The 24,844-nt window shown below is 69.2% G+C and carries 29 protein-coding genes and 1 riboswitch; of the genes, 12 read left to right on the top strand and 17 right to left on the bottom strand.

Annotated elements, in window-relative coordinates:
* Nucleotides 1-178 precede the first annotated feature (178 nt).
* Nucleotides 179-811, top strand: coding sequence for a glutathione S-transferase family protein (locus ACO073_RS08790; protein WP_421996812.1), 633 nt, complete (start codon nucleotides 179-181; stop codon nucleotides 809-811).
* Nucleotides 812-913: 102 nt separating this feature from the next.
* Nucleotides 914-1,666, top strand: a complete 753-nt coding sequence (locus ACO073_RS08785; protein WP_421996811.1) for a hypothetical protein — start codon at nucleotides 914-916, stop codon at nucleotides 1,664-1,666.
* 134 nt (nucleotides 1,667-1,800) lie between these two features.
* On the opposite strand, the gene argE is transcribed toward ACO073_RS08785, so the two are convergent.
* From argE to ACO073_RS08765, 4 genes are all read right to left on the bottom strand, one after another.
* The gene (gene argE, locus ACO073_RS08780) at nucleotides 1,801-2,970 is read right to left on the bottom strand and encodes an acetylornithine deacetylase (RefSeq protein WP_421996810.1); all 1,170 of its coding nucleotides are present in this window, start codon (nucleotides 2,968-2,970) and stop codon (nucleotides 1,801-1,803) included.
* 67 nt (nucleotides 2,971-3,037) lie between these two features.
* Nucleotides 3,038-3,664: a GTP cyclohydrolase I FolE gene (gene folE / locus ACO073_RS08775; RefSeq protein ID WP_421996809.1), complete on the bottom strand. Its 627-nt coding sequence runs from the start codon at nucleotides 3,662-3,664 to the stop codon at nucleotides 3,038-3,040.
* A gap of 10 nt (nucleotides 3,665-3,674) precedes the next feature.
* Complete coding sequence (gene apaG, locus ACO073_RS08770; protein WP_421996808.1) at nucleotides 3,675-4,067, bottom strand: Co2+/Mg2+ efflux protein ApaG; 393 nt, start codon at nucleotides 4,065-4,067, stop codon at nucleotides 3,675-3,677.
* 127 nt (nucleotides 4,068-4,194) lie between these two features.
* Nucleotides 4,195-4,665 (bottom strand): PaaI family thioesterase, encoded by a 471-nt coding sequence (locus ACO073_RS08765; protein ID WP_421996807.1) that lies wholly within the window; start codon nucleotides 4,663-4,665, stop codon nucleotides 4,195-4,197.
* Nucleotides 4,666-4,746: 81 nt separating this feature from the next.
* Between ACO073_RS08765 and ACO073_RS08760 the strand changes: the two genes are divergently transcribed.
* Nucleotides 4,747-5,187, top strand: a complete 441-nt coding sequence (locus ACO073_RS08760) for a MarR family winged helix-turn-helix transcriptional regulator (RefSeq protein ID WP_421996806.1) — start codon at nucleotides 4,747-4,749, stop codon at nucleotides 5,185-5,187.
* Nucleotides 5,188-5,193: 6 nt separating this feature from the next.
* On the opposite strand, the gene ACO073_RS08755 is transcribed toward ACO073_RS08760, so the two are convergent.
* Entirely contained in the window at nucleotides 5,194-5,805 is a 612-nt protein-coding gene (locus tag ACO073_RS08755; protein WP_421996804.1) for a TenA family protein, read from the bottom strand.
* Between the two features lie 158 nt (nucleotides 5,806-5,963).
* Nucleotides 5,964-7,172, bottom strand: coding sequence for an O-succinylhomoserine sulfhydrylase (locus ACO073_RS08750; protein ID WP_421996803.1), 1,209 nt, complete (start codon nucleotides 7,170-7,172; stop codon nucleotides 5,964-5,966).
* A 74-nt stretch (nucleotides 7,173-7,246) separates the two neighbouring features.
* A riboswitch (SAM riboswitch) is annotated at nucleotides 7,247-7,323 on the bottom strand.
* A 70-nt stretch (nucleotides 7,324-7,393) separates the two neighbouring features.
* Here ACO073_RS08750 and ACO073_RS08745 point away from each other — a divergent pair.
* On the top strand, nucleotides 7,394-7,648 hold the full coding sequence (locus ACO073_RS08745; RefSeq protein ID WP_421996802.1) for a type II toxin-antitoxin system Phd/YefM family antitoxin: 255 nt from the start codon (nucleotides 7,394-7,396) through the stop codon (nucleotides 7,646-7,648).
* On the top strand, nucleotides 7,645-8,022 hold the full coding sequence (locus ACO073_RS08740; RefSeq protein ID WP_421996801.1) for a type II toxin-antitoxin system VapC family toxin: 378 nt from the start codon (nucleotides 7,645-7,647) through the stop codon (nucleotides 8,020-8,022). The genes ACO073_RS08745 and ACO073_RS08740 overlap by 4 nt, the downstream gene beginning before the upstream one ends.
* Nucleotides 8,023-8,182: 160 nt before the next feature.
* Here ACO073_RS08740 and ACO073_RS08735 read toward each other — a convergent pair whose 3' ends face one another.
* A complete protein-coding gene (locus ACO073_RS08735) occupies nucleotides 8,183-9,874 on the bottom strand; it encodes a thiamine pyrophosphate-binding protein (protein ID WP_421996800.1) in 1,692 nt (563 codons plus the stop codon).
* A gap of 584 nt (nucleotides 9,875-10,458) precedes the next feature.
* Here ACO073_RS08735 and ACO073_RS08730 point away from each other — a divergent pair.
* Complete coding sequence (locus tag ACO073_RS08730) at nucleotides 10,459-11,124, top strand: RNA recognition motif domain-containing protein (RefSeq protein WP_421996798.1); 666 nt, start codon at nucleotides 10,459-10,461, stop codon at nucleotides 11,122-11,124.
* 108 nt (nucleotides 11,125-11,232) lie between these two features.
* Nucleotides 11,233-11,961, top strand: a complete 729-nt coding sequence (locus ACO073_RS08725; RefSeq protein WP_421996797.1) for a DUF1194 domain-containing protein — start codon at nucleotides 11,233-11,235, stop codon at nucleotides 11,959-11,961.
* Here the strand turns inward: ACO073_RS08725 and ACO073_RS08720 are convergent.
* On the bottom strand, nucleotides 11,936-13,333 hold the full coding sequence (locus ACO073_RS08720; protein ID WP_421996796.1) for a hypothetical protein: 1,398 nt from the start codon (nucleotides 13,331-13,333) through the stop codon (nucleotides 11,936-11,938). The two genes, ACO073_RS08725 and ACO073_RS08720, sit on opposite strands and share 26 nt — an antisense overlap.
* A gap of 84 nt (nucleotides 13,334-13,417) precedes the next feature.
* Between ACO073_RS08720 and ACO073_RS08715 the strand changes: the two genes are divergently transcribed.
* The 3 genes from ACO073_RS08715 to ACO073_RS08705 are packed head-to-tail and all read left to right on the top strand — an operon-like array spanning nucleotide 13,418 to nucleotide 15,361.
* The gene (locus tag ACO073_RS08715; protein WP_421996795.1) at nucleotides 13,418-14,176 is read left to right on the top strand and encodes an aldolase; all 759 of its coding nucleotides are present in this window, start codon (nucleotides 13,418-13,420) and stop codon (nucleotides 14,174-14,176) included.
* Between the two features lie 10 nt (nucleotides 14,177-14,186).
* Nucleotides 14,187-14,780, top strand: coding sequence for a hypothetical protein (locus tag ACO073_RS08710; protein ID WP_421996794.1), 594 nt, complete (start codon nucleotides 14,187-14,189; stop codon nucleotides 14,778-14,780).
* Nucleotides 14,781-14,812: 32 nt separating this feature from the next.
* Nucleotides 14,813-15,361 (top strand): carboxymuconolactone decarboxylase family protein, encoded by a 549-nt coding sequence (locus ACO073_RS08705; protein ID WP_421996793.1) that lies wholly within the window; start codon nucleotides 14,813-14,815, stop codon nucleotides 15,359-15,361.
* A gap of 95 nt (nucleotides 15,362-15,456) precedes the next feature.
* Here ACO073_RS08705 and ACO073_RS08700 read toward each other — a convergent pair whose 3' ends face one another.
* Genes ACO073_RS08700 through ACO073_RS08690 form a run of 3 tightly spaced genes read right to left on the bottom strand, consistent with a single transcriptional unit; the run spans nucleotide 15,457 to nucleotide 18,133 of the window.
* Nucleotides 15,457-16,233, bottom strand: coding sequence for a cyclase family protein (locus ACO073_RS08700; protein WP_421996792.1), 777 nt, complete (start codon nucleotides 16,231-16,233; stop codon nucleotides 15,457-15,459).
* 8 nt (nucleotides 16,234-16,241) lie between these two features.
* Nucleotides 16,242-16,982, bottom strand: coding sequence for an SGNH/GDSL hydrolase family protein (locus ACO073_RS08695; protein WP_421996791.1), 741 nt, complete (start codon nucleotides 16,980-16,982; stop codon nucleotides 16,242-16,244).
* Nucleotides 16,979-18,133, bottom strand: a complete 1,155-nt coding sequence (locus ACO073_RS08690) for an OpgC family protein (RefSeq protein ID WP_421996790.1) — start codon at nucleotides 18,131-18,133, stop codon at nucleotides 16,979-16,981. The genes ACO073_RS08695 and ACO073_RS08690 overlap by 4 nt, the downstream gene beginning before the upstream one ends.
* A 59-nt stretch (nucleotides 18,134-18,192) precedes the next feature.
* Between ACO073_RS08690 and ACO073_RS08685 the strand changes: the two genes are divergently transcribed.
* Nucleotides 18,193-18,906 (top strand): alpha/beta fold hydrolase, encoded by a 714-nt coding sequence (locus ACO073_RS08685; RefSeq protein ID WP_421996789.1) that lies wholly within the window; start codon nucleotides 18,193-18,195, stop codon nucleotides 18,904-18,906.
* Nucleotides 18,907-18,972: 66 nt separating this feature from the next.
* Here ACO073_RS08685 and ACO073_RS08680 read toward each other — a convergent pair whose 3' ends face one another.
* Nucleotides 18,973-20,172, bottom strand: coding sequence for a CaiB/BaiF CoA transferase family protein (locus ACO073_RS08680; protein WP_421996788.1), 1,200 nt, complete (start codon nucleotides 20,170-20,172; stop codon nucleotides 18,973-18,975).
* 65 nt (nucleotides 20,173-20,237) lie between these two features.
* Between ACO073_RS08680 and ACO073_RS08675 the strand changes: the two genes are divergently transcribed.
* On the top strand, nucleotides 20,238-21,224 hold the full coding sequence (locus ACO073_RS08675) for a Bug family tripartite tricarboxylate transporter substrate binding protein (RefSeq protein WP_421996787.1): 987 nt from the start codon (nucleotides 20,238-20,240) through the stop codon (nucleotides 21,222-21,224).
* Nucleotides 21,225-21,282: 58 nt separating this feature from the next.
* On the opposite strand, the gene ACO073_RS08670 is transcribed toward ACO073_RS08675, so the two are convergent.
* The 5 genes from ACO073_RS08670 to ACO073_RS08650 are packed head-to-tail and all read right to left on the bottom strand — an operon-like array spanning nucleotide 21,283 to nucleotide 24,811.
* On the bottom strand, nucleotides 21,283-22,002 hold the full coding sequence (locus ACO073_RS08670; protein ID WP_421996786.1) for a copper resistance protein B: 720 nt from the start codon (nucleotides 22,000-22,002) through the stop codon (nucleotides 21,283-21,285).
* Nucleotides 21,989-23,671 carry a copper resistance system multicopper oxidase gene (locus ACO073_RS08665; protein ID WP_421996785.1) on the bottom strand — a complete coding sequence of 561 codons (1,683 nt, stop codon included), beginning with the start codon at nucleotides 23,669-23,671 and terminating at the stop codon, nucleotides 21,989-21,991. The genes ACO073_RS08670 and ACO073_RS08665 overlap by 14 nt, the downstream gene beginning before the upstream one ends.
* A gap of 13 nt (nucleotides 23,672-23,684) precedes the next feature.
* On the bottom strand, nucleotides 23,685-24,167 hold the full coding sequence (locus ACO073_RS08660) for a cupredoxin domain-containing protein (RefSeq protein ID WP_421996784.1): 483 nt from the start codon (nucleotides 24,165-24,167) through the stop codon (nucleotides 23,685-23,687).
* 40 nt (nucleotides 24,168-24,207) lie between these two features.
* On the bottom strand, nucleotides 24,208-24,534 hold the full coding sequence (locus ACO073_RS08655; protein ID WP_421996783.1) for a hypothetical protein: 327 nt from the start codon (nucleotides 24,532-24,534) through the stop codon (nucleotides 24,208-24,210).
* A 1-nt stretch (nucleotide 24,535) separates the two neighbouring features.
* The gene (locus ACO073_RS08650; RefSeq protein WP_421996781.1) at nucleotides 24,536-24,811 is read right to left on the bottom strand and encodes a metal-sensitive transcriptional regulator; all 276 of its coding nucleotides are present in this window, start codon (nucleotides 24,809-24,811) and stop codon (nucleotides 24,536-24,538) included.
* Between the last annotated feature and the right edge of the window lie 33 nt (nucleotides 24,812-24,844).

Raw genomic sequence — 24,844 nt, 5'->3', positions numbered from 1 at the left:
CCTCTCCCCCCAAAGGGGGGAGAGGAGCTCGAAAGAAAGGGGGAAGAGAGAAAGGTGCGTGCGTCCTTCTCATGTTCCTCTCCCCCTCGGGGGAGAGGTTAGGTGAGGGGGCGGTGCTCGCCGCATGGGCCGCGCCGCGTTAGGGTTGGCATCCAGCCACCGCCGCGGAGATCGGAACGTGCGCCTCTATACAACGCCTGCGTCGCCCTGGGTCCGGCGGGTCGTCGTGTCGATCCTGGAGCTCGGCCTGCGCGACCGGTTCGAGTTCGTGCCGACCCGCTGGCCGCACGACTGGGCGACCCGCACGGTGGCGCATGGCGGCAGCTTCGCGGCCGACACGCCGGTGCAGCGCATCCCGGCCCTGGTCACGCCAGACGTGACGCTGGTCGAGTCCCATGCCATCTGCGACTTCATCAACGCCGAGCTGGGCGGCTATCGACTGCTGGCGCGCGAGGGCGCCGCGCGCTGGCGGGGGCTGGCCGACATCTCGATCGCCAATGCCGTGATCGAGGCGCAGATCCTGCGCCGCGCCGAGCTGCTGCGGACCGCCGACCGGTCGGCCGACTTCATCGCCAAGATGCGGGAGCGGCAGCTCCGCTGCCTCGCCGCGCTCGAGCCGCGCGTCGGCGGCTTCGGGCCGGCCTTCGACCTCGCCCAGATCACGACCGCGGTGGCCTGCGGCTACCAGGACTGGCGCTATCCCGAGGACGATTGGCGGACCGGCGCGCCGGCGCTCGCGGCCTGGTACGACCGCGTCGCCGGGCGGCCGTCGATGACGGCGACCCGGCCGGCGGAGACGCCGCAATCCTGAGGAGCGGCGTCGGGGAAACGCGTTTCTGGAATCGGCCGATTCCAGCCGGGCTGAATATCCCCTAGAGTCCGAGCGAGGACGAAGACAGCGGGCAGGGAGACGATGCAGCCGCTAGCCGAATCCCTGCTGGCGCTGGCGCTGATGCTCGCCGGCGCGGGAGCGGGCACCGCCCTGCGGCGCGCGCTGCCCGACCATCATCTCGACGAGAATGCGAAGGACATCGTCCGGCTCGGCGCGGCGCTGGTCGCCACCATCACGGCTCTGGTGCTCGGCCTGCTGATCAACTCGTCCTACAACTCCTTCGAGGCCCAGCGCACCGACGTCCGGCAGATCGCGGCCGACGTGATCCTGCTCGACACGGTGCTCGAGAACTACGGCACGGCGGCGAGGCCGACGCGGCTCGCCCTGCGCCAGGCGATCGCCGGCCTGATCGACCAGGTGTGGCACGGGCAGGAGCCGCGCGACGGCGCCCCGCCGCTCGGCAGCGCCTCGCACGCCCTGTACAATTCCATCTCCGGCCTCCAGGCCGCGACGCCGCTGCAGCTCACGCTCAAGGAGCAGGGGCTGGTGACGGCGATCCGGCTGGCCCAGACGCGGCTCGCCCTGTTCGAATGGTCGCGGGCCCGGCTGCCGCAGCCGATCCTCTACGTCGTGGTGTTCTGGCTGACCGCCCTGTTCGTGAGCTTCTGCCTGTTCACGCCGCTCAATCCGACCTCGATGGTGGCCCTGCTGCTCGTGGCGCTGTGCGGCGCGGCCGCGCTCTACCTGATCCTGGACATGCAGCAGCCCTTCACCGGGCTGATGCGCGTGTCGCCGGTCGCCCTCGAGAAGGCCCTGCCGGCGCTGTCGGGCTGAGGCCGCGCATCGCACCCCCTCACCCAGCCTCTCCCCCAAGGTGGGGGAGAGGAGCCCGAAAATGATGGGGCGACCCACCTCATGTTCCTCTCCCCGTTGGGGGAGAGGTCAGGTGAGGGGGCGGAAAGACCCGCTCAGTCGCGGCTGCACCACTCCACCATGCGGCGCATGAAGCCCTCGCAGGCCTCGATCTGGGAGGCGAGGATGTATTCGTTGGGCTGGTGCGCCTGGGCGATGTCGCCGGGGCCGCAGACCACGGTGGGGACATCGAGCGTCTTGCGGAAGATGCCGGCTTCGGTCGCGTAGACGACGCTGCCCACGGTGTTGGAGCCCGACCAGTTGGCGGCCAGCAGCTTGGCCTCGTCGTTGCCCTCGGCCGAGAAGGCCGGTGTCGAGGAGCGCAGCTCGGTGCTGATGGCGGCGGCCGGGTGGCGCGCCTTCATCTTCGGCAGGAGCTCGTCCTGCAGCCAGGCGATGGCCCGCTTGCCGAGCTTCTCGAGCGGCTCGGTCGGCAGCTCGCGATAGCCCCACAGGACCTCGCACTCCCGCGCCAGGATGTTGCCCGCGGTGCCGCCGACGATCGTGCCGACGTTGAACGTCGCCGCCGGCGGCATGAACTCGCTGCCCTTGGGCGCGGCGGCGTCGAGCTCGTCCTGCACCGTGTTCAGCCAGTGCACGAACTCGCCGGCGAAATGGATGGCGCTGACGCCGAGATGGGTCATCGAGGAATGGGCCTCGAAGCCGGTGAACTTCGTGACGTAGATCTGCGCGCCCTTGTGGGCGTGCACGACGGTCATCATGGTCGGCTCGCCGATGATGATGGCGCGCGGCTTCGGCACCTCGCTGGCCATGCGGGCGGCCAGCGAATGGGCGCCGATGCAGCCCACCTCCTCGTCGTAGCTGAGCGCGAAGTGGATCGGCTTCTTCAGCCTGGCCTTCCTGAACTCGGGCAGCATGGCGAGGCCGATGGCGTAGAACGCCTTCATGTCGCAGGTGCCGCGGCCGTAGTACTTGCCGTCCTTGAGGGTGAGCGTCCAGGGATCGGTGTCCCAGGGCTGGCCGTCGACCGGCACCACGTCGGTATGGCCCGACAGCACGACACCGCCCTTCTCCATCGGACCCACGGTGGCGAAGAGGTTGGCCTTCTTGCCGTCCTCGCTCGGCACCAGCTTCGACTCGATGCCGTGGCCCTCGAGGTATCCCTGGACGTACTCGATCAGCGCCATGTTCGAATGGCGCGAGGTGGTGTCGAAGGCCACGAGGCGGCGCAGCATTTCGACCGAATCGACGATCTCCCCTGGCATGGTACTCCTTTGACCTGTCCTGACGTCCTGCTCCTCTCCCCCTGGCGGGGGCGAGGAACATGAGTCCTCAGGCCGACGTCCGGCCGATCATGGTCAGGAACTCGCGGCGGGTCTCGCCATTGTCGCGGAAGGCGCCCAGCATGCGGCTGGTCACCATGGTGACGTCGGACTTGTGGACGCCGCGCGTCGTCATGCACTGGTGGGCCGCCTCGATGACGACGGCGACGCCGCGCGGCTGCAGGACCTCCTGCAGCGTGTTGGCGATCTGCGCCGTCAGCTTCTCCTGGATCTGCAGGCGATAGGCATAGGCGTCGACGACGCGGGCGAGCTTGCTGATGCCGACCACGCGCCTGTCGGGCAGGTAGCCGACATGGACCTTGCCGATGATCGGCACCATGTGATGCTCGCAGTGCGATTCGAGGCGGATGTCGCGCAGCGCCACGACCTCGTCGTAGCCCTCGACCTCCTCGAAGGTCCGCTGCAGCATCTCGCGCGGATCCTCGCCGTAGCCGCGGAAGAATTCCTCGTAGGAGCGCACGACGCGGTCCGGCGTGCCCGTCAGCCCCTCGCGATCCGGGTCGTCGCCGGCCCAGCGGAGCAGCGTGCGCACGGCCGCCTCCGCTTCCTCGCGCGACGGGCGCGACCGGCCGGGGGTGAGCGACGCCACCTCGCTCTTCTTCAGCATCCTGTTCATGGTCGTTCCCTCAGTTGAGCCGGCGGCCGGCGCTCGGCGTGTCGAGAGAGAAGGTCGGGATCTCGATGTCGAACTTCTCGCCGGACGCGCTCACCATCTGATACGAGCCGCCCATGATCCCGGACGACGTCGAAAGCGGCGTGCCGGAAGTGTACTCGAACACTTCGCCCGGCTGCAGCAGCGGCGTCTTGCCGACCACGCCCGGCCCCTTGACCTCGCGCGTCTGGCCGAGCCCGTCGGTGATGCGCCAGGAGCGGCTGCGCAGCTGCACCGCCTCGGCCCCCTGGTTCTCGATGCGGACCTGGTAGGCCCAGACGTACTGCGACTTCGCCGGATCGGACTGATCGGGCATATATTGCGGCTGCACGCTCACCTTGATGGCATGTGTTGTGGCTGTGTACATGATGCGAAATCCCGGCGTTCCCGCTGAAAGGGGACTTTCCCAACAAAAGGCCGAACGAGGCAAGGCCTGATCGCGGGGCGCGCGAACGCCTCATCGCACCGCGCGACGCATCCCGGATCGCGAAGACTCAGATCGGAAAGACCAGACAGGTCGTGGTGCCATGCGCCAGCAGCTTGCCGGCCGCGTCGTAGAGCCGGCCTTCCGAGGTGGCGATGCGCGAGCCGACGTTGATCACCTTGCCCTCGGCCTTCACCGGCCCGGTCCTGTCGGTCATGGCGCGCACGTAGTTCACCTTGATCTCTACCGTCGTGTAGCCCTTGCCGGCCGGCAGGGTGGTGTGGATGCAGCAGCCCATCACCGAATCGAGCAGCGTGGCAGCGATGCCGCCATGCACGGTGCCCAGCGGATTGTAGTGGTCGTAGAGCGGCGTGTAGGTGAAGACCACCCGCCCCCGCTCGACCTCGCTCAGGCCGAAGCCCAGCGCCCGGGAGATCGGCGGCGCCGGATAGCGCCCTTCGAGCAGGCCCTGGAACAGGGTGAGCCCATCCAGGGTGCGCGCCTCCTCGAGCGGCACCACGCCATAGGTCACGTCGCTCATGGGCTCTCCAGTCCGTTGCTGTTTCAGTGCATATACACATTCGGCCTTGGCCATCGCAAGCCGGGGGCCTAAAGTCGCCCGATGACGACCGCGCCCCGCCTGTCGCCGCTCGAATGCACCTGTTTCCGCGTGCGCAGCGCCGCCCGCCGCGTCACCCAGATCTACAGCCGGCATCTCGCGCCGGTCGGGCTCAAGATCTCGCAGTTCTCGCTGCTCGGCCACGTCGCCGCGCAGGGCCCGGTCTCGATCGGCCGCCTGTCGGAGCTGCTCAGCACCGACCGCACGACGCTCACCCGCAACCTGCGCCCGCTGCTCGCCGACGGGCTCGTCGAGCGGGCGAATTCCGGCGACCGCCGCCGCCACGAGCTGGTGGCGACGCCGGCCGGCCGCGCCCTCTTCAAGCGCGCGCTGCCGCTGTGGGCGGAGGCCGAGCACGAGGTCCGCGAGACGCTGGGCGGCAAGCTGACCGGCGAGCTGCACGAGGCGCTCGACCGCTCGATGGAGAAGCTGGCCGCGCTGTGAGCGGCGTCAGAGATTGGCGTCGAAGAAATCGTATTCCAGCGCCATGGCGCGCGCGTAAGCGGCGCGGACCGCCGGCGTGTCGGCGGCATGGCGGTCGAGCAGGCTCTCGAGCCGCGCCGCCAGGGTCTCGAACCCGGGATCGGCGTAGGTCCGCACCCACTCGGCATAGGCCGGCGCGACCGCACCGCGCGCCAGCGACTGGCCGAGGAAGGCGTAGAGCCGCATGCACGGCGTCATGGCGGCGATCGTCTCGCCGAGGTCGCCGCGGCGCGCCGTCGACAGCAGGAAACCGACATAGGCCGTGGTCGCCGGCAGCGGACGGACGCCGTCGAGGTCGATCTGCAGGCGCTCGGCCTGGCGCCTGTGCAGCCCGAGCTCCTCGACGACTCCGGCGATGAGCTCGGCGAAGCCGTGGAGATCGTCGCGCGAGGGGCTGTCGGCGAGGCAGAGCGCGTAGGCGCGCGCGAACGCCTCGAGGAAATACGCGTCCTGCGCCACGTAGGCCTTGAAGTTCGCGAGCGGCAGCGATCCGTCGCCCAGCCCCTGCACGAAACGATGGGCGAGGATGCGCCGGGCCGCGTCGGCGTTGGCTTCCCAGAGGGTGCGGGCGAGGGACATCGGTGTTCTCCGCTGGCCACGCGCCACGCCGGTGGCGCGGTCTTCTCATGCTTTTCCGGACCGCGAGCCTCCGGCTCGCTCGGGATCATGAGCCGGCTGGAAGCCGGCGGTCCGGAAGACCTTGACGCGCCATGGAATGGCGCGCCCCCAGCCGTCCGTCAGCCCAGCGCCTGGACGAGGTCGGCGATGATGTCGTCGGCGTCCTCCAGGCCCACCGAGATGCGGACCGTGCCGTCGCCGATGCCGAGCTTCGCCCGCTCCTCGGCGCCGATGCGCATGTGGGTGGTGGTCGCCGGATGCGTCACCAGGCTCTTGGCGTCGCCGAGGTTGTTCGAGATGTCGACCAGCTTCAGCCGGTTCAGCGTCTCGAAGGCGGCCCACTTGCCGGCCTTGAGGTCGAAGGTGACGACGCCGCCGGCGCCGGACATCTGCTTCATGGCCAGCGCGTGCTGCGGATGGTCCTTGCGTCCGGGATAGAGCACGCGGCCGATCGCGGGATGGGCGGCGAGCGCGTCGGCCACGCGGGCGGCGTTGGCGCAGTGGCGCTCGACGCGCAGGCCCAGCGTCTCCAGCCCCTTGACCAGCACCCAGGCGTTGAACGGGCTGAGCGAGGGGCCGGTGTTGCGGATGATCGGCTGCAGCTTGTCGACGATGAAGGCGCGGTCGCCCAGCACGGCGCCGCCGAGCGTGCGGCCCTGGCCGTCGATGTACTTGGTGGCCGAATGCACGACGATGTCGGCGCCGAACTCCAGCGGCCGCTGCAGGATCGGGGTGGCGAAGGCGTTGTCGAGCACGACCCTGGCGCCGGCCTTGTGGGCGAGGTCGCAGACCGCCTTGACGTCGACGATGTCGAGCATCGGGTTGGAGGGCGATTCGAACAGCACGGCCTGGGTCGGCTTCGACAGCGCCTTTTCCCACTGCGCGAGGTCGCCGGCATCGACCAGCTCGCTCTCGACGCCGTACTTCGGCAGGAGCTCGGCCACGATGTAGTGACAGGAGCCGAAGAGCTGACGGGCGGCGACGACGCGGTCGCCGGCCTTGAGCAGCGCCAGCAGGGAGAAGAAAACCGCCGACATGCCGGTCGAGGTGGCGCGGCAGGCCTCGGCGCCCTCGAGCGCCGCGAGACGATTCTCGAACATCGAGACGGTCGGGTTGCCGAAGCGCGAGTACTGGAAGTGCGTGCTCTCGCCCTTGAAGGTCGCCTCGGCTTCCTCGGCGCTCGAATAGGCGTAGCCCGAGGTGAGGAACAGGGCCTCCGACGTCTCGTCGAAGTTGCTGCGCACCTGGCCGCCGCGCACCGCGCGGGTCTGCGGCCGCCAGGTCGATGGGTCGGCCGCCGCCTTCTTGCTGGGAATCGATCCGTCCACTGTCCTTCTCCACCCGTCCGCGCCGTCCGACGGCACGCAACGAAAAAGCCCCCGACCTGGAAGGACGGGGGCTTTTGCGGGCACCTCCGACCTTTTAGCGATTTTTAACGTGGTCGCAAGCCGGTCGGCTCAAATCTCCACGGCGGTGTACATATCGCCGGTTGCCGGCAGGAGCAAGCGCGTTCTTGTGGACGCCACACCGGTTAGCTAACTTAGCCAACATGAAATACGTCAACACGCACGAGGCCAAGACGCAGCTTTCGAAGCTGATCGCCGCCGTGCGCGCCGGCGAGGAGGTCGTGATCTGCCAGGCCGGCAAGCCGGTGGCGCGGCTGGCGCCCTATGAACCGGCGCGGAAGAAAATCCGGCTCGGCACCTTCAAGGGCAAGATCAAGCTCGCGCCGGATTGGGATTCCCCGGCAACCAACGCCGAGATCGAAGCCCTGATGCTCGGCGAGGGGCCGCCCAGGCGTTGAGGCTGCTTCTCGATTCGAATGCCTACATCTGGGCGATCATGCGGCCGTCGGAACTGTCGGACGCGGCGCGTCAGGCGATCGAGGATGCGGAGAACCAGCGCTTCGTCAGCGTCGCGTGCCTGTGGGAGCTGGCGATCAAGTCCGCGGCCGGCAAGCTCGACCTGCCGGACAATTACACGGATGGCGTCGACCACATCGCCGCCACGCTCCTGCAGATCGACATCCCCCACTTGAAGCGTCTGCAATCGCTCCCCCGCCATCATCGCGACCCGTTCGACCGCATGATGATCGCGCAGGCCTTGGAGGAGAACCTCACGATCGTCACGCGCGATCGCGCCTTCAGGGCCTACGGCGTCCCGCTGCTCGCGGCGTGATGCGGCACGCCTTTGGGGGGAGCGCGGACCTCCAGGTCCGCTCATGATCATGAGGCGGACCTGGAGGTCCGCGCTCCGACGGCGTCACGAAACCGGCGCCACGACGCAGCCCCCTCACCCAGCCTCTCCCCCTCGCAGGGGGAGAGGAGCCCGAGAAGCGTCAGCCGTTCTGCTTCGCCAGCGACTGCTCGCGCAGCTTGCTGAGGGTGATGCGCGAGGTCAGCGCCTCGGGGTCGGTCTTGACGTGGATGATGGCGGGCTTGGCCGCGGCCACCGCGCGCTCGAAGGCGGCGGCATAGTCCTCGGTCTTCTCGACCGTCTCGCCATGCCCGCCGAAGGCGCGGGCGTAGGCGGCGAAGTCGGGGTTGACGAGCTCGGTGCCGTGGACGCGCGTCGGATACTCCCGCTCCTGGTGCATGCGGATGGTGCCGTACATGCCGTTGTCGACCACGGTGATCACCACGTTGGCGCCGTGCTGGACGGCGGTGGCGAACTCCTGGCCGTTCATCAGGAAGCAGCCGTCGCCGGCCAGCGACACGACCATGCGGTTGGGCTCGGCGATCTTGGCCGCCACGGCCGCCGGTACGCCGTAGCCCATGGCGCCGCTGGTCGGCGCGAGCTGGGTCTTGAAGCCGCGATACTGGAAGAAGCGGTGCAGGAAGGCGGCGTAGTTGCCGGCGCCGTTGGTGACGATCGCGTCGTCGGGCAGGCGCTTGTTCAGCCAGGCGATGACCTCGCCCATGTTGACCGTGCCGGGCAGCGGGCCGGGCTTGATGTTCTCGAGATAGTCGGCGTGCGCCTTGGCGGTCTCGGCCTTCCAGCGCTTGCCGTCGACCGGCTTCATCGCCTTGGCCGCGGCGGCGAAATGGGCCATGCCGCTGTTGATCGGCAGGGTCGCCTGGTAGACGCGGCCGAGCTCCTCGGGGCTGGCATGGACGTGCACCAGCTTCTGCTTCGGCACCGGAATGTCGAGCAGCGTGTAGCCGGCGCTGGTCGCCTCGCCGAGCCGCGGGCCGACGGCGATGATCAGGTCGCATTCCTTGAGCCGCTGGCCGAGCGCCGGACCGACGCCGACGCCGAGATCGCCGGCATAGTTGGGATGGCGGTTGTCGAACAGGTCCTGGTTGCGGAACGAGGCGCAGACCGGGAGGTCGTTGGCCTCGACGAAGGCCTTGATGTCGGCGCAGGCTCCCGCGGTCCAGCCGCCGCCGCCCACGATCACCATCGGCCGCTCGGCCGCGGCCAGGAGCTCGCGCAGCGTCGCCATGTCGTCAGGCGCCGGCGCGCCGCGCGCGACCTTGTAGGGACCGGCATCGGCGACCTCGACCTCGTCGACCAGCATGTCCTCGGGCAGCGACACGACGACCGGCCCCGGCCGTCCGTTCACGGCAGTGTGAAAGGCCTGGCTGATCAGCTCGGGGATTCGGCGGGCATCCTCGATCTGCACCACCCACTTGGCCATCTGGCCGAACATGCGGCGGTAGTCGATCTCCTGGAACGCCTCGCGGTCGGCCGCCTCGCGCGCCACCTGCCCGACCAGCAGGATCATGGGCGTCGAATCCTGGAAGCCGGTATGCAGGCCGATGCTGGCGTTGGTCGCGCCGGGACCGCGTGTGACGAATGCGACCCCGGGCTTGCCGGTCAGCTTGCCGTAGGCCTCCGCCATGTTGGCGACGCCGCCTTCCTGGCGACAGATCACGAAGCGGATGGAATTCCGTTGCGCGTAGAGGGCGTCGAGCGCGGCGAGATAGCTTTCGCCGGGCACGCCGAAGATCGTTTCGGTGCCATGGATCCGGAGCTGGTCGATCAGGACCTGGGCTCCGCTGCGGCGCGGGTACGACGAGGTGGACATCTGACTTCCCTTAATTCGTGGGTATGGAGGAGATTGGCACCAACATCTAGTTTGCCGCTCTTCGCCTATTCTCGGTTCTTCTGCAAATAGAGAAGCGTCCGCCAGGCGTCGCGAGAAGCGGAGAAGCGCACTGCAAGCGCCGGCTGTCGTTTGGTTCCGTGCGGCGCGAGCCCGCTGCGAGAGCCGCGAGCCCGTCGTCCTCGAGCATCTGGATTCAGAATGCAGAAGAACGGGTCGCGTCGATTCGAACGGCAGCCTCGGCGATCGGTGAATTCCTCCCCTCTGGGTGGCGATTGTGTGACGGGGCCCTGCGCTTCACAACCCTCGTCGCCGCCGGCCCCGCTTGCGGTGGACTTGAGGCGCGAATCAGCGCATAAAAGCTGCATTGCGACACATGCCGGCGAGCATCATCATGAGTCTCGGCAACGTCGCGCAGCGCAATGCCGGTCAAACGTCTTTACCGTGAGCCTCTTGGTCTTCTGCCTTCAAACCAAACGCTGGGACCCAGTCGTCAAGCGAGCGCGTACCGGACTCCGCTCTGTTCATCCTCAGCCCCGAGCCATCCTCCAGCCCCGAGCCGTTGAATGAGTCGCAAATTGTTTGTGGGCAACCTGCCCTACTCGGTCACGTCCGAGCGTCTATCAGAAGCTTTCTCTCCGTTCGGCACCGTCACTTCCGCAAAAGTTATCGTCGATCGCGAGACCGGCCGCAGTCGCGGCTTCGCCTTCCTTGAAATGGAGACCGACGACCAGGGCGCCGCGGCAATGCAGGCCATGAACGGCGCGTTGCTCGACGGTCGCTCGATCGCCGTCCGTGAAGCCGTCGAGCGCCAGCCCGGTGGTGGTGGCGGCGGCGGCTTCGGTGGCGGCGGTGGCGGCCGCGATGGCGGCGGCTTCCGTCCGCGCGGTCCGCGTCCGCCCTATGGCGGCGGCGGTGGTGGCGGCGGCTACGGCGGCGGCGGTGGCGGTGGCTATCGCGGCGGCGGTGGTGGCGGCGGCTATGGCGGCGGCGGCGGCGGCCGTGAAGGCGGCGGTGGCGGCGGCTATCGCGGCGCCGGCGACGGCGGCCCGATGCGCGACCGGCGCGCCGACTTCTCCGGGCCGCCCCCGGCCGGCGGCGGCTATGAAGGCGGCGGCGGTGGCGGCGGCGATTTCGCCCGCCCGCCCCGGCGTCACCAGGGTCCGCCCGACCGGCCGCGTCGGGAGCGCGACTACGAACCGCGCAAGCGCGGCTTCGACGACGACCAGTAGGCCGCCGGAAACGGCACCCTGCGAAAGCGCCGGAGGGTTCGCCCCCGGCGCTTTTTGTTGCCCGCCCGCCGGCGATGCTATGCTCGTGCCGTTCAGCGGGAGACGGACATGAAGCGACGGTCGGCGCTCCTCGGCTCGTTGGCGGCAGCCGCAACGGCGGCGACGGCGCGCGCGGCCGACGTGACGGTCGACCTGCAGCTCGTGCTGGCGGTCGACGTCTCGCGGTCGATCGACGACGTGGAGGCCGAGCTGCAGCGCCGCGGCTATATCGACGCCCTGACCAGCGACCGCGTGATCGACGCGATCCTGGGCGGCGAGAACCGCCGCATCGCGCTCTGCTACACGGAATGGGCCGGCACGCACTACCAGACGGTGGTGATCGACTGGGCGGTGATCGACAGCCCCGCGGCGGCGCGGCGGTTCGCGGAGAAGCTCACCGAGGCGCCCCGCCAGTCGCAGAGCTGGACCGCGGTCGGCGCGGCCCTGACCCATGCCGGGCAGCGCTTCGACGGCTCGGGCTTCGTCTCGAAGCGGCGGGTCATCGACGTCTCGGGCGACGGCCGCACCAACGACGGGCCGCCGGCCGAGCTGGTGCGCGACCGGCTGGTCGGCCAGGGCATCGTCATCAACGGCCTGCCCGTCATGATGAACCGCACCAACTTCGGCCGGCCGCCCGACCTCACGCTCGACCGCTACTACGAGGAGAACGTCACGGGCGGCCCGGGCTCGTTCATCATCGTGGCCGACACGTTCGAGCAGTTCGGCCGCGCCGTCCGCTCGAAGCTTGTGCGCGAGATCTCGGGCGACGGCCTCACGCCCCTTCCATCACCCGCCTGAGCCGCTCGAAGGGCGCGGGGTCGCGCATCAGCTGCACCGGCATGCCGAGGTGGCCGAGCGTGTAGCGGAAGACGTTCTCCTCCGGCAGCCGCCAGGCGCGCGCCACCGCCAGGCCGTCGTCGTGCGGCAGCCAGCGATCGGTCACGCCCAGCACCGAGACGATCCGCGCCGGCGGCACCGCCGGCCGCTCGGTGGGATCGACCAGAGGTGCCAGCCGCGCCAGGCTCTCGCGCGACCAGCCGGCGCGGGCGAGCGCCCGGTCGAGGCCCAGCGAGACCGCGAGCGCCCCGCCGAACGTCACTTCCCCGATGCTGCCCGAATGGCTGATCAGCATGACCGCATCGGGCCGCGACTCGGCCGGCCAGAGGTGGCAGCGGCTGGCCGCCTGCTGGGCGACGAAGGACGTCATCGAGATCCCCGCCACCGCCACGCGTCCGCCGTAGCGGGCGCGCAGCCAGGCGACCAGCAGCGCGGTCTCCATCGTCTGGCCCGCCACGAGGTCGATCGGCGCCGTCGGGGCCAGCGCGACGAAGGGCTCGCCGCCGTAGAAGCCGGGCATCGCCCGCAGCCCGTGATAGGGCGAGATCGGCTCGAGCACGCGCCAGCCCAGGGCGGCGAGGCGCGCGCCCGGATCGTGCCCGAGCGTGAGCAGCTCGAGCTCCAGCCCGAGGCCGCTGCCGAACACCAGCGTGCCGTGCGCGTCGCCGCCGGCCGGCTCGACGATGCGCGCATAGAAGCGCTCGCTGCCCGGACGCGCGTGCAGCCGCGCCGCGGGCGAGGGCCCGCGGACCCAGATCTCGCGCACGCCGTTGCGCGCGATCGGCGCGGAGACCTCCACCGTGCCGAGGTCGAGCGCCGCCGCGTAGAGCCGGTCGGGATGGACGATCTCGTCCGCGAGAGCGCGCTCGGCCGCCGCCGGCGACTCGATGCGCCAATGGGCGGGCGGCGGCCGCGTCGGAAAGAGCAGCGGATACAGAGCGGCGCGCCCCGAGAGGTGCCGCGTCGCGGCGGAGCGCCGCCGGCGGTCGAGCTGGACCCGGCGCTCGCCACCATCACCATCACCGCCACCCTCACCGTGGCCGGCGCGCGCGTCGAACAGCGCCTCCTCCCAGGCCGCGCGCGCCGCGGCCGCCGCCGCCTGGCGCGCGCCATGGCGGGCGAGCAGGCCGCCGAGGTAGGGCCGGGGCCAGGCGCCGCGCAGCGGTGCGCCGATCTCGTCGCGAAAGCGGTCGACGTCGCCCGCGGAAGCGTTGGCCGCCGCCCACAGGCGCGACAGCGGGAAATACCAGCGGGCGAGCCCGAACAGGGCCGGGCCATCGATCCATGGCCGCGCCAGGAGCGCCCCCAGGGGCGAACGAAACAGCACGTCCATCGACCTGCTCCGGGCACGGCTGTTTTCGCTGGCCGCGCGATGCGCTTTGGCCGCATCATCGCGGCTCGCGACACGCTTCGGCAAATGGAGAGCTTCGCAATGCTGGCCAACGATCCCGTGACCCAAGCGCGCATCGATCTGACGACGGCGCTCCGGGCAGCGGCGCGGCACGGGCTGAACGAGGGCGTCTGCAATCACTTCAGCATGACCGTTCCCGACCGCGAGGACCTGTTCCTGGTCAATCCGCAGGGCCTGCACTGGTCGGAGATCACCCCGTCGGATCTCGTGATGGCGGACGGGGCCGGCAACGTGATCGAAGGCAAGCACCCGGTCGAGCCGACCGCCTTCTTCATCCATGCCCGGCTGCACGACGGCAACCCGCGGGCCAAGGTCGTGCTGCACACCCACATGCCCTACGCCACGGCGCTGACCTCGATCCGCGACGGCCGCATCGAGATGTGCACGCAGAACGCCTTCCGCTACTGGAACCGCATCGCCTACGACGAGGCCTATGCCGGCGTCGCGCTGAGCAACGAGGAAGGCGACCGGATGTGCCGCGCGCTCGGCGACAAGGACATCCTGTTCCTGCGCAACCATGGCGTCATCGTCTGCGGCCCGACGGTGGCGCAGACCTACGACGACCTCTACTACCTGGAGCGCACGGCGCTGGTGCAGGTCCTGGCGATGCAGACCGGCCGGCCGCTGCACACTATCGACGACCGCCTCGCCGAGCATACGGCCGGACAGATCGCGGGCGAGGCCCAGCAGGCCTTCCTGCATTTCGAATCGCTGAAGCGGATGCTCGACCGGGACGAACCCGGCTGGCGGCGCCTCGCGGCCTAGAGGAGAGACAATGCGCATCGCGTACATCGCCGCCGCCGGCCTGCTGGCCGCGGCCGCACCGGCCGGCGCCCAGAGCTACGGCGTGCCGGCCGGCCCCAAGCTCGGCGAGATCGAGATCAAGGCCTACCAGGCCATCCCCAAGGCCAAGGTCGCCGTCCAGCTCACCTCCGACACCCACCTGTCGCGCGAGCTGCGCCGCCAGGTGATGGTGCGCCTGTCGCAGCGCGGCAACCAGGTCGGCTTCTCGGGCGGCAACGTCATGCGCATGGACGTGAGCTACTTCGACTTCTCGCAAGGCGGCCGCGGCGACTACGGCACGCAGGGCGGGCAGCCCTCCTACGCCGCGCCGGGCTCCAATCCGCGCATGGACCTGCCGAGCAACTCCGTCCGGCGGCGCGACGGGCTGGGTTCCACGACCAGCACGCCGACGCTCCGCATCACCCTCACGCTCTACGCCACCGAGGGCGGCAAGGTCCTGTGGACGGCCACCGGCTCCTGCTCCACCCAGGCCGACAAGGCGCAGAGCGCCGGCGAGGCGATCATCAACCGCGTCTTCGACAACGCCAACAAGAGCATGACCGGCGACGCCGGCTGCCCGATCTGAACCCGTCAACAACGTCCGGAGGAAACCGTCTCATGTCGCGTCTGGCCCCGCTCGACCTCGAGAAGCTCACGCCCGACCAGAAGAAGGTGGCCGACGCCATCGTGTCCGGCCCGCGCGGCGGCCTGCGCGGGCCGTTCGAGCCCTGGCTGCGCTCGCCCGTGCTGGCCGACCGGGCGCAGAAGCTCGGCGAGTACTGCCGCTTCCACAACACGCTGCCGCGCGACCTGAGCGAGCTCGCGATCTGCCTCGTCGGCCGCCACTTCAAGGCGCAGTACGAGTTCTACGCCCACGCCCGGCTGGCGAAGGAAGCCGGCCTGTCGGCCGAGATCGTCGAGGCCGTGCGCACCCGCCGGACGCCGCCCTTCACGCGCGACGTCGAGAAGGTGGTCTACGATTTCGTCACCGAATATCTTGAGACCAACCGTGTCGCGGCGCCGAACTACAAGCGCGCGGTCGACGCCTTCGGCGAGCAGGGCGTGGTCGACCTGGTCGGCGTCTGCGGCTACTACATGCTGGTGTCGATGACGCTCAACGTCTTCGAGATGCCGCTGCCGCCGGGCGAGCCGGAGCCGCTGGCGTGACGGCGGCCCTGCCGTCGTCATCCTGAGCGCAGCGAAGGATTTCTTCCCTGCAGCAAGCGGCGATGAGGTCCTTCGCTGCGCTCAGGACGACAAGACTACTCCTCGAAGATCGCGACCGCGCGGGTCCAGCCGGCGGAGGCGCCGCGGATCTTGTGCGGGAAGCAGGCGATGGTGAAGCCGTCGCCGGGCAGCGATTCGAGATTGTGCAGCTTCTCGAGATGGCAGTAGCCGATGTCGCGGCCGGCCTTGTGGCCTTCCCAGATGATCGAGGGATCGTGGTCCTTGGCCCATTTCTGGGCGGTCCAGTAGAACGGCGCGTCCCAGCTCCAGGCATCGGTGCCGGTGAGCCGGACGCCCTTCTCGAGCAGGAAGATGGTGGCGTCGTAGCCCATGCCGCAGCCGGCATTGACGTAGTCGCTGTTGCCGTAGCGCGAGCCCGCGCGCGTGTTGACCACGACGATCTCGAGCGGCTGCAACGCGTGGCCGATGCGCGCCAGCTCGGCCTCGACCTCGGATGCGGTGATCACATGGCCGTCCGGCCGGTCGCGGAAGTCGAGCTTGACGCCGGGCTGGAAGCACCATTCCAGCGGCACCTCGTCGATGGTGATGGCGCGCTCGCCCTTGTTCATCGTCGGATGGAAGTGATAGGGCGCGTCGAGATGCGTGCCGTTGTGGGTCGAGAGGTTGACGTTCTCGACCGCCCAGCCCTGCCCGTCCGGCAGGTCCTCCTTCTTGAGACCGGGGAAGAAGCCGGCGATCTGGCCGGCCGTGTCGGCATGCTTGTGATACTGGATCTTGGGTCCGAAGGGCGGCGGATCGGAGATCACGTCGTTCTCGAGATAGATCGACAGGTCGACGAAGCGGCGGGGCATGGCGGGCCTCAGGGTCCGGTGAGGGAGTTCAGGATCGCCCGGGTGAGCAGGCGGCCGATGCACTTCTGTCCGAAATCGTTGAGGTGCAGGCCGTCGAGCTGGACGAACTGGGCATAGGGCATGCCGTCCTCGTACCAGCTCTTCATGATGTCGTAGCGGCGGAACAGGCCGGCCCCGTACTCCTTGGCCGCTTCCGTCATGACCCTTTCGTAGGCGGTCTTGTCGGACACTGCCACGACGGCGGGCACGTACTGCAGGTTCATCAGCACGAAGTCGGCGCCCAGCGACTTGCCGAGCGCCAGGCCGTTGCGCAGCCAGCGCTCGAACTCGTCGAGCGGCATGTGGCGGATCGCGGCATTGGTCCCGGTCTGCCAGACGACCAGAGAGGCCGGATTGTCCTTCATCTCGGGCCGCATCCGCTCGGCCATCTCGCGCACGTCCTGGCCGCCGATGCCCCGGTTGATGACGTCGACGTCGATGCCGGGCAGCGCCTTGTCGAGGCCCATCCGGAGCTGCGCCGGATAGGCATAGGACGGGTGGGAGGCGCCGTAGCCGGACGTGGAGGAGGAGCCCAGGGCGATGATGCGCAACTGCTTGCGGTCGGCGATCGACTTCCGCGCTGCCGGCAGTGTCGTGCCGAGCTGCAACAACTCGGGCCTGGTGCGGCAGAGGGTCATCGACTGGGCCGCCGCCACGGTCGGCAGCAGCCAGGCAAGCGCTGCGAGCAGGCAGGACAGGAAGCGCGTCATTGGGCCGGGCTCGCCGCCATCGGTCGCCGCGGTGCCGCCGTTCCGCCGCCCTTGAACCAGGCCGCGATATAGGCGGCCCCACACATGATCGCGACGCCCGCGATGCTGACGACGATCTGGGACAGGATCGACTCCTCGAAATGGCTGACGATCACTTGGGCGGACAGGGACAGGAACGTTCCGATGCAGAATATAAGCAAGGATTGTTCCCCGCATCTGCGAAGTGGCTCGAAAACCCGCCAGCGCAGCATGGGCGCGTCGGCCGGGATGGCGAGGCGCACCAGCCAGGCCACGGCCAGGAAATGCAGGAAGCGCAGGATGTCGATGTTCGTCTTGTCGATCGGATAGATCTGCCGGGCGACCCAGGCCGGGACGCGTTCGGCCAGCCAGTTGTAGTGCCACGACAGGGCGATGAAGGCGGCGAACAGCAGGAACAGCACGGCCAGCACGCTGAGCGGCCAGCGGAAGCGGTCGAGCCAGGCGATCTGGGGACCGAGCACGGCCATCGCCGCGCCGACGTAGAAGACGACCTGCCAGGCCAGGGGATTGAAGTACCATACCTTGTTGTCGGGATAGGCGGGCAGGCCCCAGTTGAAGTGGCAGGTCGCGGCGTAGAGGGCGAGCGACGCGGCGATCACGGCGAACGGCCGGCGGACGACCACCGGCAGCACGAAGGGAAAGGCGGCCAGCAGGACGATGTAGAGCGGCAGCACGTCGAGGTTCACCGGCCGGAACTTCAGCAATGCCGCCTGCAGGATCGCCTGGTAGGGGTTCTCGCCCAGGCCCATCAGCTCCATTTCCTCGATCAGGGCCGGCATGTCGCGGGCGACCGACAGCCAGACGATCTGGGCGGTGAAGGCGACGAACAGGAGGATGTGCGCGACATAGAGCTGCCAGACCCGGCGGTAGACGCGGGCGCCGGTGCGCAGCCAGCCCTCGCGCTGGAGCATGCGGCCGTAGGCGATGACGGCCGTGTAGCCGGAGATGAAGACGAAGATCTCCGTGGCGTCGCTGAACCCGTAGTTGCGGACGGTCAGCCAGCTCACGACGTTGGTCGGCACGTGGTCGATGTAGATGAACCAGAGCGCCAGGCCGCGAAACAGATCGAGCCGGATGTCGCGGGCGGAAGCGAGGACAGGCGGGCTGGCCATGGCCGACCATTGGTACCGCAGCCACGCCGCGTGGGCTACCGTTCCGGCGGGAGGATCGAATGACCAAGATTCCGCTGCTTCTGGTGCCCGGCATGCTGTGCTCGCCGCGCCTCTTCGCGGCCCAGACCGCCGCGCTGGCGGCCGATGCCGACATCGTCGTGCCCGACTGGCGCGAGGCGCCGCTGTCGGTCTGGGACAGCTGGGCCAGCGCCGCCCGCTGGGTGCTGGACTGCATGCCGGCCGAGCGGTTCGCGCTCTGCGGCCTGTCGCTGGGCGGCATGCTGGCGGTCGAGATCATGCAGATCGCCGCCGAGCGCGTCAGCAAGCTGGCGCTGCTCGACACCGGCATGCGCAGCCAGAACGAGACCGAGCGTGCCATCCGCCGCGGCCGCATCCGGCTGGCCGAGGAGGGCCATTTCGAGCTGGTGCTGGGGCTCCAGCTCTCGCGCTTCATTCCTGCCTACCGCCTGCCCGACAAACCGCTGGTCGACTCGGTGATGGCGATGTGCGGCGAGATCGGCGTCGAGATCTACAAGCGCCAGGAGGCGCTGGCCGCCATCCGCGCCGATCGTCGCCCCGACCTGCCGAGGATCCGCTGCCCGACGATCGTGGTCTGCGGTCGCGACGATGCCGCGACGCCGCTGTTCCTGTCGGAAGAGATGGCGGCCGCCATCCCCGGCAGCGAGCTGGTCGTGGTCGAGCAGTGCGGGCATCTCGTCACGATGGAGAAGCCCCAGGAGACCAACGCGATCCTGCGCAAGTGGCTGGCCTAGAGGAAAACGCTCTCACCCATCCGTCATGTTCCTCTTCCTCTTGGGGGAGAGGAACATGAGCACAGCCTAGGCGATCACCTTCTTTTCGCGCAGGGCGGCGATCTCGGCGGCGCCGAGGCCCGCGAGGTCGCGCAGCACCTGGTCGGTGTGCTCGCCCAGCGCCGGCGGCGGCCGCGTGTCGTCGACCGGCGTGTCGGAGAAGTGGTAGTTCGAGCCGATGATCGGCACGTCGCCGGCGGTGCTGTGATGATAGGTCTTGAGCATGCCGCGCCGGCGCACCTCGGGCTCGTCGAGCGCCTCCTTCATGGTGCGGATGGGACCGGCCGGCAGGTGGCGCAGCTTGTGCGCCCAGTTCTCCTTGGTGTCGGTCTTCAGCACCTCTTCCATGAGCCGCGTCAGCTCGGGCTTGTTGGCGACGCGGTCGGCGACGGTGGCGAAGCGCGGATCGGCGACCCATTCGGGATGGCCGAGCGCCTTGGCGGTGTCGGTGAACAGCTTCTGGTTGGCCACCGCCATGTAGATCTTGCCGTTGCTGGTCTCGAACGAGCTGTTGGGCGCCGAGGCGAAATGGCCGTTGCCGGCGCGCCGCGGCTGCTCGCCGCCGATCAGATAGTAGGAGCCCATGTTGCCCAGGCTGACCAGCGCCGTGTCGTAGAGCGCGAGGTCGACATGCTGGCCGCGGCCGGTGCCGGTGCGCGCGAACAGCGCGGCGTTGATCGCCGCCACCGAATGGATGGCCGTCATCGTGTCGACGATGGCGATGGCGTGCCGCAGCCCCTCGCCGTTGGCCTCGCCGTTGACGCTCATCATGCCCGACTCGGCCTGCAGCACCGGATCGTAGCCCGGCCGGTCCGACAGCGGCCCGGTCTGGCCGTAGGCCGAGATCGAGAGACAGATCAGCCGCGGATATTTCTCGTGCGTGGAGGCATAGTCGAAGCCGTACTTCTTCAGCACGCCCGGCCGGAAGTTCTCGACCATGACGTCGGCGCCGGCGAGCAGCTTGTGCACGACCGCCTGGCCTTCCGGCTTGGTGAAGTCGAGCGCCACGCTCTTCTTGCCGCGATTGTAGGTCATGAAGAAGTGGCTCTCGCCGCCGGCGCGCGGGCCGGCGCCCTTGCGCGTGTCGTCGCCGCCGTCGGGGTTCTCGATCTTGATGACCTCGGCGCCCATGTCCGAGAGGATCTGGGTGCACATCGGCCCGGCGATGACGCGGGAGAAGTCGACGACGCGGATGCCCTCGAGAGGCGGACGACCGGATTTTGCCATTCGCGCAAGGTAGGGCTGCAAGCCGCGCGCTGTCCATGCGCCGCCGTTCCTTTAGACTGGCCGGCATGTCATCGTTTCGCATGTCGCTGTCTCGCCGCGCCGCCCTGGCGCTTCCGCTCCTCGCAACGCTCCCCCGGCCGTCCCGCGCCGACGCAGAGGCCTTCCCGACCAAGGCGATCCGGATCGTCGTTCCCTTCGCGCCGGGCGGTTCGGGCGACATCACCTCACGCCTGATCGGCAAGTACATCGAGGACAAGACCGGCCAGCCCTTCGTGGTCGAGAACAAGCCCGGCGCCAACGGCATCGTCGGCGTGATGGCGGTCAAGTCCGCGCCGCCGGACGGCTACACGCTGATGCTGGCCACGACCTCGACCAACGCCGCCAACATCCACATGTTCAAGAACCCGGGCTACGATCCCGAGAAGGACTTCCAGCTGGTCGGCGTCATCGGCGCCAGCGGCGCCTTCCTCGTGGTGCCGGCCGACAGCCCCAACAAGTCGCTCGCCGACCTGATCGCCGCCGCCAAGGCCAAGCCCGGCAAGCTCAACTTCGGCTACTTCAACGCCAGCTCGCAGGTGCCGGCCGAGGTGCTGGCCAAGAAGGCCGGCGTCGAATGGCAGGGCGTCGGCTACAAGGCGATCGGCAATGCCTGGAACGACCTCTACGCCGGCAGCCTTCAGTTCATGTTCGTCGACCTGACGGCGGGCCGCGGCCAGGTCGTCTCCGGCAAGGCGCGGCCGCTCGCCATCACCCTGCCGCAGCGCAGCCCGCTCTATCCCGACCTGCCGGCGCTGGCCGAGACCTATCCCGGCTTCTCGACCACCGGCTTCCTCGCCGTCGCCGTTCCCAAGGCGACGCCGAAGCCGGTCCAGGAGAAGCTGAACGCGCTGATCAACGAGGCGCTGGCCTCGCCCGAGATCCACAAGCGCCTGACCGAGGAGTTCGCCCTCAATTCCAAGCCGCTCAGCCTCGAGCAGTGCGCCGCGCAGGACCGCGAGGAGCGCGCCAAGTGGGGCGACTACATCAAGATCGCCCGCATCGAGCCGCAATAGGCCTTTCGCCGTCGGCCCGCGGGGCGGCGCGTCGCCGTCCCGCGGGTCCTTGCGTCCGTCAGAACCAGACCTTCAGCCCGACCAGCGCGCGCACCAGTGAGGTCGGCTCGCCGCCCGCGGCGACGAAACCGGCGGTGTTGCCGGTGAACTGCTCGAAGCTCACGCCGACATAGGGTGCGAACTCCTTGGCGATCTCGTAACGCAGGCGCAGTCCCACCTCGAAACGCGACAGGCCGCTGCCGAGCTGGATGGCGGGATCGTCCTTCGAGGCCGCCATGGCCTCGAGGTAGGGTTCGGCGATCAGCCTCTGCGACAGGATGAGATCGTAGGACGCTTCGAGCCGCAGGCTCACCACGCCGGTCTGGCTGACCCCGAACACGGCATCGACATGGATGCCGTAGGGCGCCAGGCCCTCGACGCCGGCGACGAAGCCCGAGCGGGTCACGCCGTCGTCGAACACCGTGAACGACACGCCGGCCTTGGCGTCCCAGAAGTCACTGATCAGGCGGCTGTAGAAGAAGCGGCTGTCGATGCCCTTAGTGCCGCCTTCGTTGTCGATGTGGCCGGAGTCCCCGACGATGCCGGTATTGTAGAGCCGGAGCTTGGTCAAATCGTCGCCGATCCAGGCCGAGGCCGCCCATTCCGTGGCGGGCGCCACGTCGGAGATGCGCTTCTCGGCCCGGGCGTCGAAGCGCCAGTAGGTCGCCTGGTCGTCCATGGCCATCGCGGGAACGGCCGCGAGGACGAGCGCGCCGGCGAGGAGACTAGTGATGCGCATGGCCGCCCCCCGTGTGTGCGGGAGCCGCGAGCAGCGCGCCGCCGCGCGGATGGACCACGAACTCGCGGAACATGCCGGCCATCATGTGGAACAGCAGATGGCAGTGGAACGGCCAGCGGCCGACCTCGGTCATCTCCACCGTGACGCTGACGGTGCGTCCGGGCGGCACGATCACCACGTGCTTGCGCGGCCGCGCATCGCCTGCGCCGTTGTCGAGGTCCATCCACAGCCCGTGCAGGTGGATGGGGTGGTTCATCATGGTCTCGTTGCGGAAGACCAGCCGCACCGTCTCGCCCTCGGTGAAGTTCACCACCGGCTGCTCGGAGTACTTGCGGTCGTCGAACGACCAGATGAACTTCTCCATGTTGCCGGTGAGCCGGATGTCGATCGTGCGGTCGGGCGGCTTCAGCGCGTAGGAGCGATCGAGCCGCCGGAGATCGGCGTAGGCCAGCACCCTCGCCCCGGGCGGCGCGGCGACCGGCGGGACGTGGACCAGGCCCGACGGGTCGGGCGCGCCCGGACCAGCCGCCGGCGCCGCCGTCCCGGAATGGTCCATGGTCGAATGGTCCATCTTCGAATGATCCATCTTCGACGGGTCCATGCCGCCGTGGCCGGCGGCGCCATGTCCCATGTCGGCCATGCCGAGCAGTGCTGGCGGGCGCGGCGTGGGCAGCGGGCCCGCCATGCCCCCGCGCGTCGCCAAGGTGGCTCGGGCGAAGCCCCGGCGGTCGATCGATTCGGCCTCGATCGTGTAGGCGCGATCCTCGCGCGGCTCGACGATGACGTCGTAGGTCTCGCCGACGCCGATCCGGAACTCGTCGACGTCGACCGGCTGCACGTCGTTGCCGTCGGCCGCCACGACCTTCAGCTTCAGGCCGGGGATGCGGGCGTCGAAGATGGTCATGGCCGAGCCGTTGATGAAGCGCAGCCGCACCTTCTCGCCGGGCCGGAACAGGCCGGTCCAGTTGTCGCCGGGACCGCGGCCGTTGACCAGGAAGGTGTAGCCCGTGACGTCGGCGAGGTCGGTCGGGTCCATGCGCATCTCGCCCCAGGCCAGCCGGTCGGAGATGATCGCCTGTCGCTCCTCGGTGGTCTGGGCCCGCCGCAGGTCGCGCATCAGGCCGGGCAGCGTGCGCCGGCGGTCGTTGAAGTAGCCCGGCTCCTGCTTCAGCTTGCGCAGGATGGCGCCGGCCGACATCGGATGGGCGTCCGACAGCATGACGACGTAGTCGCGCGCCGCCTTGTGGCGCTCGCCCTTCGCCGGCTCGATGACGATGGGGGCGTACATGCCCTCCTGCTCCTGGCCGCCGGAGTGGCTGTGGTACCAGTAGGTGCCCGACTGGCGCACACGGAAGCGGTAGGTGAAGGTCTCGCCCGGCTTGATGCCGGCGAAGCTGACCATCGGCACGCCGTCCATGCGGAACGGCAGCAGCACGCCGTGCCAGTGGATGGACGTGTCCTCCTTCAGCCGGTTGGTTACATTGATCGTCACGTCCTCGCCTTCCCGCCAGCGCAGCGTCGGCCCGGCGATCTGGCCGTTGATGGAGAAGACGCGGCGCGTCTGGCCGTCGATCGGCACGTCGGTGCGATCGATCACCAGGTCGTAGGTCGCAGCGTGAACGGGCAGCACCGCCAGCAGCGCCGCGGCCACGCCCGAAAGGATCGGCATTCTCATGGCTTCCTCACCGGACGAACCGGATGGGACCCTTCATCCCATCCTCGTAGTGGCCGGGGATGTTGCAGGCAAACTCGAGGCCGGCCGTGCGCGCGAAGGTCCAGACGAAGCTCGCGGTCCGGCCGGGCTCGATCCACACGCCGCCAGCGTGCACCATGTCTGCCATGCGGTGCCCGGCATGCCCGCCTTTCCTCATCTGCTCCATCATCGCCTTCATGTGCCGGCGATGCTCGGCATGCTCAGCGACCGTGCCGATCGTCAGCTCGTGCGGGTCCATGCCGTCGTTGCGCACGACGAAGCGCACCGTCTCGCCGTCGCCGACGTCGAGCGCCTTCAGCGAAAATTCGTTGTCGATCGCCACGACCTCGATGGTGCGACCGATCAGGGCCGGATCGCCCGGCCGGCCGCCGCTGGGCGCGGGGCCGTGAGCCGACGCCGGGCGGGCGGCAAGCCACGCCAGGACGCCGACGATGGAACGTCTAGACAACATGATGCTTCTCCGAATCTGAGAGTGAACCGACGATCGCGGTTCAGACCCGGGGAGGCGGTGGATCCTTGGCGGACATACGGCTGGTCAGGCTGGCGGCCGGCGGCGCCTCGGGCGCATCGGCGGCCGGCGGCGCGTCGAGGCCGGCCGACGGCGCCATCAGGGCGAGCGCGCCGGCCATCAGGGGACAGCAGGTGCCGCTGGCGTGCTTGTCGGCGCCCTCCGGGCAGGGATCGGGCGGCGGCGCGTGATCCGGGCAGCCTTCGACCGCCTCGCCCTCCGGTGCGGCCAGCGCGTGCACGGCCAAGCCGGGCGGCGCCATCAGCGCCACCAGGGCAACGAGCCAGACGAGGAGACGGAGGCGGCCCATGTCAGCGGCGGCGACTGTCGAGCACTTCGAGCAGCTCGTCGATCTTGGTCTGGCGCTCGCGCTCGGAGCCGGCGTGGAGGGCATGGGCGACGCAGTGCTGCAGATGGTTGCCCAGCACCTCCTGCTCGACCTTGTCGAGAGCGGCGCGCACGGCACGGATCTGCGTCAGCACGTCGATGCAGTACCGCTCCTCCTCGATCATGCGAGCGACGCCGCGCACCTGGCCCTCGATGCGGCCGAGGCGCGCCATCTGCGATTTCTTGACCTTCTCGTCCATGGCTTGAACTATACCCCCGTAGGGTATATGTGG

Source organism: Reyranella sp. (genome assembly GCF_965229815.1).
Taxonomy (GTDB): Bacteria; Pseudomonadota; Alphaproteobacteria; order Reyranellales; family Reyranellaceae; genus Reyranella.
This window is presented reverse-complemented; position numbering and strand designations above follow the sequence as displayed.

Excerpts from the sequence above, each read along its gene's own strand:
- ACO073_RS08785 (WP_421996811.1), top strand. The coding sequence starts at position 914 with ATGCAGCCGCTAGCCGAATCCCTGCTGGCGCTGGCGCTGATGCTCGCC.
- argE (WP_421996810.1), bottom strand. The coding sequence starts at position 2,970 with ATGCCAGGGGAGATCGTCGATTCGGTCGAAATGCTGCGCCGCCTCGTG.
- folE (WP_421996809.1), bottom strand. The coding sequence starts at position 3,664 with ATGAACAGGATGCTGAAGAAGAGCGAGGTGGCGTCGCTCACCCCCGGC.
- apaG (WP_421996808.1), bottom strand. The coding sequence starts at position 4,067 with ATGTACACAGCCACAACACATGCCATCAAGGTGAGCGTGCAGCCGCAA.
- ACO073_RS08765 (WP_421996807.1), bottom strand. The coding sequence starts at position 4,665 with ATGAGCGACGTGACCTATGGCGTGGTGCCGCTCGAGGAGGCGCGCACC.
- ACO073_RS08760 (WP_421996806.1), top strand. The coding sequence starts at position 4,747 with ATGACGACCGCGCCCCGCCTGTCGCCGCTCGAATGCACCTGTTTCCGC.
- ACO073_RS08755 (WP_421996804.1), bottom strand. The coding sequence starts at position 5,805 with ATGTCCCTCGCCCGCACCCTCTGGGAAGCCAACGCCGACGCGGCCCGG.
- ACO073_RS08745 (WP_421996802.1), top strand. The coding sequence starts at position 7,394 with ATGAAATACGTCAACACGCACGAGGCCAAGACGCAGCTTTCGAAGCTG.
- ACO073_RS08735 (WP_421996800.1), bottom strand. The coding sequence starts at position 9,874 with ATGTCCACCTCGTCGTACCCGCGCCGCAGCGGAGCCCAGGTCCTGATC.
- ACO073_RS08730 (WP_421996798.1), top strand. The coding sequence starts at position 10,459 with ATGAGTCGCAAATTGTTTGTGGGCAACCTGCCCTACTCGGTCACGTCC.
- ACO073_RS08725 (WP_421996797.1), top strand. The coding sequence starts at position 11,233 with ATGAAGCGACGGTCGGCGCTCCTCGGCTCGTTGGCGGCAGCCGCAACG.
- ACO073_RS08720 (WP_421996796.1), bottom strand. The coding sequence starts at position 13,333 with ATGGACGTGCTGTTTCGTTCGCCCCTGGGGGCGCTCCTGGCGCGGCCA.
- ACO073_RS08715 (WP_421996795.1), top strand. The coding sequence starts at position 13,418 with ATGGAGAGCTTCGCAATGCTGGCCAACGATCCCGTGACCCAAGCGCGC.
- ACO073_RS08710 (WP_421996794.1), top strand. The coding sequence starts at position 14,187 with ATGCGCATCGCGTACATCGCCGCCGCCGGCCTGCTGGCCGCGGCCGCA.
- ACO073_RS08705 (WP_421996793.1), top strand. The coding sequence starts at position 14,813 with ATGTCGCGTCTGGCCCCGCTCGACCTCGAGAAGCTCACGCCCGACCAG.
- ACO073_RS08700 (WP_421996792.1), bottom strand. The coding sequence starts at position 16,233 with ATGCCCCGCCGCTTCGTCGACCTGTCGATCTATCTCGAGAACGACGTG.
- ACO073_RS08695 (WP_421996791.1), bottom strand. The coding sequence starts at position 16,982 with ATGACGCGCTTCCTGTCCTGCCTGCTCGCAGCGCTTGCCTGGCTGCTG.
- ACO073_RS08690 (WP_421996790.1), bottom strand. The coding sequence starts at position 18,133 with ATGGCCAGCCCGCCTGTCCTCGCTTCCGCCCGCGACATCCGGCTCGAT.
- ACO073_RS08685 (WP_421996789.1), top strand. The coding sequence starts at position 18,193 with ATGACCAAGATTCCGCTGCTTCTGGTGCCCGGCATGCTGTGCTCGCCG.
- ACO073_RS08680 (WP_421996788.1), bottom strand. The coding sequence starts at position 20,172 with ATGGCAAAATCCGGTCGTCCGCCTCTCGAGGGCATCCGCGTCGTCGAC.
- ACO073_RS08675 (WP_421996787.1), top strand. The coding sequence starts at position 20,238 with ATGTCATCGTTTCGCATGTCGCTGTCTCGCCGCGCCGCCCTGGCGCTT.
- ACO073_RS08670 (WP_421996786.1), bottom strand. The coding sequence starts at position 22,002 with ATGCGCATCACTAGTCTCCTCGCCGGCGCGCTCGTCCTCGCGGCCGTT.
- ACO073_RS08665 (WP_421996785.1), bottom strand. The coding sequence starts at position 23,671 with ATGCCGATCCTTTCGGGCGTGGCCGCGGCGCTGCTGGCGGTGCTGCCC.
- ACO073_RS08660 (WP_421996784.1), bottom strand. The coding sequence starts at position 24,167 with ATGTTGTCTAGACGTTCCATCGTCGGCGTCCTGGCGTGGCTTGCCGCC.
- ACO073_RS08655 (WP_421996783.1), bottom strand. The coding sequence starts at position 24,534 with ATGGGCCGCCTCCGTCTCCTCGTCTGGCTCGTTGCCCTGGTGGCGCTG.
- ACO073_RS08650 (WP_421996781.1), bottom strand. The coding sequence starts at position 24,811 with ATGGACGAGAAGGTCAAGAAATCGCAGATGGCGCGCCTCGGCCGCATC.